General features: G+C 46.6%; 2 protein-coding genes and 1 pseudogene. All 3 read left to right on the forward strand.

The window, feature by feature from the left end:
- Window positions 1-1,212 precede the first annotated feature (1,212 nt).
- Window positions 1,213-1,830 carry a hypothetical protein gene (locus OCV66_RS15325; RefSeq protein WP_147574644.1) on the forward strand — a complete coding sequence of 206 codons (618 nt, stop codon included), beginning with the start codon at window positions 1,213-1,215 and terminating at the stop codon, window positions 1,828-1,830.
- Between the two features lie 8 nt (window positions 1,831-1,838).
- Window positions 1,839-2,210, forward strand: a complete 372-nt coding sequence (locus OCV66_RS15330; protein ID WP_147574645.1) for a hypothetical protein — start codon at window positions 1,839-1,841, stop codon at window positions 2,208-2,210.
- Between the two features lie 845 nt (window positions 2,211-3,055).
- Window positions 3,056-4,348, forward strand: a pseudogene (locus tag OCV66_RS15335) (Mov34/MPN/PAD-1 family protein); the annotation flags it as partial.

Raw genomic sequence — 4,348 nt, forward strand, 5'->3', positions numbered from 1 at the left:
CCGCGTTGACAAGGCCGGCTGTCACTTCCGGATAACCGCCCAGCCGGACCGCGATGAGCAAATTGTCCCGCGGGTCCACGGCAACGGTATCCGCCCAGGCTGTAAGGGTGATTGTCTGGGCTGGGTCACTGTAGATGGCTTTCATCAGCTTTTCTGTCATTGCATATTGATCTTCCTTTCTCTTTTGCGCAAAAAAAGACCATACAGCATCCGATAGTGGATTTCTGTATGGTCTAGTCAGGTGATGAATCAAGTACGGAGCTGGTGTGCGGTCCAGACAGGCAGACTGCCTCCTGGGCGGGTTACTCTGACACGAATTACTCTGACCTGATTTCTCCTTTAATATAACACGGTTTACCTACTCTGGAAAGATGAAATGTTTTTATCTTCTCTGTAGGCGATTGCAATGTTGAATCGGTACCGATAAGATAAAAATAAATTAATTGCAGCATATCTCGAAAAAGATGCATCAAAAACAAAAAAGACTCGTCTATATATTTTAAGATACTGCTTATCGGGATTATAAAGAAAGCGCCACTACAAGCAACACAGAAATGGTAACCATTTCCCACGCGGAACACGAGAGTCTGAAGACTGAAAGGGATGAGTTGAATCAGAAACTGGATTGGCTCATGAAACAAGTGTGTCTGATCAGGAAGAAACTCTACGGTCTTTCGGCCGAACAGAACAGGGAAGAAGTGCGGGGCAACTGTGTTTTATGTATGAACAAGCTTTTTTGAAGATTGTTCTGTTGAAAACAGAATATAGGGTTTATCATCCTGCCGCCACGTTGGAATAACTATTTTCGTCCCCAATAATTAAAAGGCAGCAAAACATACCTAATCTGTTTGCGGCGAAATAAGACGGTGTGACGAATAAAGCCAGTTATTAATGTCTCGTGATGGAAAAATCATTGCAGGTGGTATTTATAGCGTAAAATCTATGGGGGAGAACGAAAATGTAAAGTAGAATTTAAAAATAAGGTTACAGCCTGGATATTATGACAAATACACAAAAAAAGAAGTGATTGCAGCCTTCTATTGACACAATATCCAGCAAATGCTATTCTATCTATAGAAAAACCATTTCCTGTAAATTTTTTGCTTATTTTGTATAGCGAAAGGTTGTGATACCAATGTTTTGGGGAACTTATGACCTGTTTATCTACAGATAAATTAAAAGTTATGAATATTAATAAGAGGAGGCATAATTATGAAAAAGTTCATATCAATTTTGCTCTGCTTTTCTTTATCTCTGTTATCGATGCCATTCGCCTTTGCCGCGAATGAAAGTATTGATCCGTATGCAGAATTAAAAGAGTCTGTTTACAATCAATTGAAGGCACAGAATGCATTAGGACATTATGAATTTCATATTGCAGCGCTCATTCCTGAAGAGTCGTCCATATATGCTTCGCAGGCTCAGCGTTGGTATGCACCTAGTGGTGGAGTTCTTTCATATCAGTACGATCTTAAATATCAACTTGATGAAGGATATGTACAAAATGTAGTTACTTTTTGCGATAAAGAAGATACACTAAAGTTGATGGCTGGAGAGTTTGGAACCATAAAAAGTGTTGTACTTGCGGTTTTAGGAGTTGTTCCAGAATACATATTTTCTAAACTCCTGCTATCTGCGGGCATAGCTCAGGCGTATCTAGATGCTTATGCGCGAAAAGATATTGAAGATGCAGGAGGATACGGAAAATGCTCTGTTATTTACGACTCGATTTCGGGAGGAACATCTACTGTAATAGCTGGGTGGCATACCTATCCATATGCAGAACTCAATTATAGTAGTGCATATGATGTATCATTTGAAGCGGCATAATCATTATTATGAAAGAGAACATTCTAATATACTATGCAATAATCCCGCTATCGGTAGTTTCGTTTCTTATCGGTGTTTTCAATTTATTTAGCGTTCCAGCAATTCCCGAGTATGTTATTTGGCTCACAGTTCCACTTTTTATTGCTTTATTTTACTTTGCATATGTGCTAAATAACCACTTCAAGTTGAGTGTCAAATTAAAAAAGAATTTTTATATGCGACGTGTGCTTGTATGCATTGCAATTGGTTTTTTTGTGTTCGTTAAGGAGAAAAAAGGCGGTCTTATACCTGAGGAATTTATTTTATTACTCTTAGCTGGATACGCACTTGTAACTTTACTCGATGCGAACGATGCTATACGAATGACAAAGAAACAGTGACAATATTAAATGCGATTGGGAAATATGCTGAGAACGGGACAGGAGTCACTATTGATAAATAGTGACTCCTGTCAATAATCGTACAAGAAGGGGCTACATAATGAAATACAAACAAATATAGCCAATGGCAGGACCGTCCTACGCTTACCTTAGGGATATGTGCGAACGTGTAGATCACGGAACACTGCGACGACCAGCAGTGGCTGCGCGAAAAGATTGAGGGGAGATATGGTAATGCAGACATCGTTCTGTTAATGCTGAATGGCATTAGCAGGATGGCGGTTTTTATTGTTTTTGCAGGTGTCGGTGGTGTGTTTGTCAAATATAAAGTAATAGCTAATCATTTTATCCAAAATGCTACAAGGGTATGACATTGGTTTGAACGGTCTGGGGGTAATAGCCCTGTGCCGCCGCAGGGTCGCTTTCCAACAGCCCAATACATACGAGGCTGACTCGCAAATCTCTTTATGAAACGGCTGTAGTTCTTCACGAAAGATCTGGATTGTTGTGTTTATATACGAGTGTTATAAAAATTTTATCCTTTCAGCTTTTAGTACCTGTAATGTCTCTATTACATTGATATCTGCCGACACATCCTTACCTTAATAAAGAATAAAGATAAAAACATTTCATCTTTCCGAAGCAGGTAAACCGTGTTATATTAAAGGAGAAATCAGGTCAGAGTAATTCGTGTCAGAGTAACCCGCCCAGGAGGCAGTCTGCCTGTCTGGACCGCACACCAGCTCCGTACTTGATTCATCACCTGACCAGACCATACAGAAATCCACTATCGGATGCTGTATGGTCTTTTTTTGCGCAAAAACAAAGACTGGAGGAAAAAAACTATGAGTGAACAGAACAGCAGCATGAACGGAATGGATCTTGGGACCGGAAATAGCCTGGAGGAGCTTTTTGGTTCCGCACTCCCGCCGGTAGACCTTGGGGACCAGATACCCGCATCAGCGCAGGTAATGCAGCCCCAGCCGGCGCCTGTCGGAAGCCAGCCGGCCGCAGCTCCGGAAGCGCAGCCGCAGGCCATACCCCAGCAGGTGGAACAGATCCAGCCACAGATGCAGCCGCCCCAGACTGTACCGTACAGTGCAGGGCAGCCCGTCCTGCAGCAGACGCCGCAGGACGGCCCCCTCCCCGCACCGCAGCCAATACAGCAAGCGGTAAGCCAGCCTCAGGCGCCCACACAACAAACAGCAGGCCCCGTAACGCAGGCAGTCACCGCTGCACCAGCACAGCAACCTGCAGCAGCGCCCGTCCCGCAGCCCGCGGCCGGCCAGGTCATAGACCTGTTCGGCGCGGTCGCGGAGGACGATGCGGAGGCCCGCCTCGCACGGCTGGCCAACGCAACCCCTGTATTCGAGTACGGCTCTATCCGGGAAGATATCACAGACCCCGCCATGACCTTTGAACAGCTCCGCGTCAAAATGTCCGCGGACTGCCCTGAGCTCGAAGCGCGCAGCCATGTGTCCTGGACTGTGGGCTACGCCGGTATCACGGAGCGGGTATCCAGTGCGGACGCGAGTATCTTCGAGACAAAGGCCAAAATCGAGAAGGGCAGGAAATTCAAGGACGCACTGAAGAAGCTGAAGGAAAAGGACAAGGATCCGGTATGTACCGTCAAGCCTACGGTCACGGCCCAGAAAAAGGGCGTGCTGCGGTTCCCAGGCTACAAAGGGCTGTTCTGCAGCACAGAACAGGCGGAGCAGTCGGATAAAGCTATCGCATACATCCCCGCGCAGGACGGCAGGGTATACGAAATGCGCCGCAACGAGATCGGCACATTTATCGCGCCGTCCCAGCATATTGCGGAGCTGGAGGGCGTCCGGTCAGGCTTCCATATGAGCCTGCCTCGGCTCCCGGCGGCTCTGCTCGCGCAGATCATCGCATTTTTCCGGCGCGTGTGCGTGGACTACGGCAGGGATGTAGAGGCGCTGGTCAACGTACTGTGGGACCGGCAGGGACGCCAATACGTCCTGCACGTCCCGCCGCAGCGCATTGACAAGGCCAGCGTGGAGACAGACCTTTCGCAGCAGCCGGACCCAGAACGGTACCTGCACGTCATGGACGTGCACTCGCATAACACGATGGCCGCCCGTTTTTCCCGTACAGACGATGCAGACGAACAG

Source organism: Agathobaculum ammoniilyticum (assembly GCF_025567315.1).
Lineage (GTDB): Bacteria > Bacillota > Clostridia > Oscillospirales > Butyricicoccaceae > Agathobaculum > Agathobaculum ammoniilyticum.

Coding starts and splice junctions, on each gene's coding strand:
- OCV66_RS15325 (WP_147574644.1), top strand. CDS start 1,213: ATGAAAAAGTTCATATCAATTTTGCTCTGCTTTTCTTTATCTCTGTTA.
- OCV66_RS15330 (WP_147574645.1), top strand. CDS start 1,839: ATGAAAGAGAACATTCTAATATACTATGCAATAATCCCGCTATCGGTA.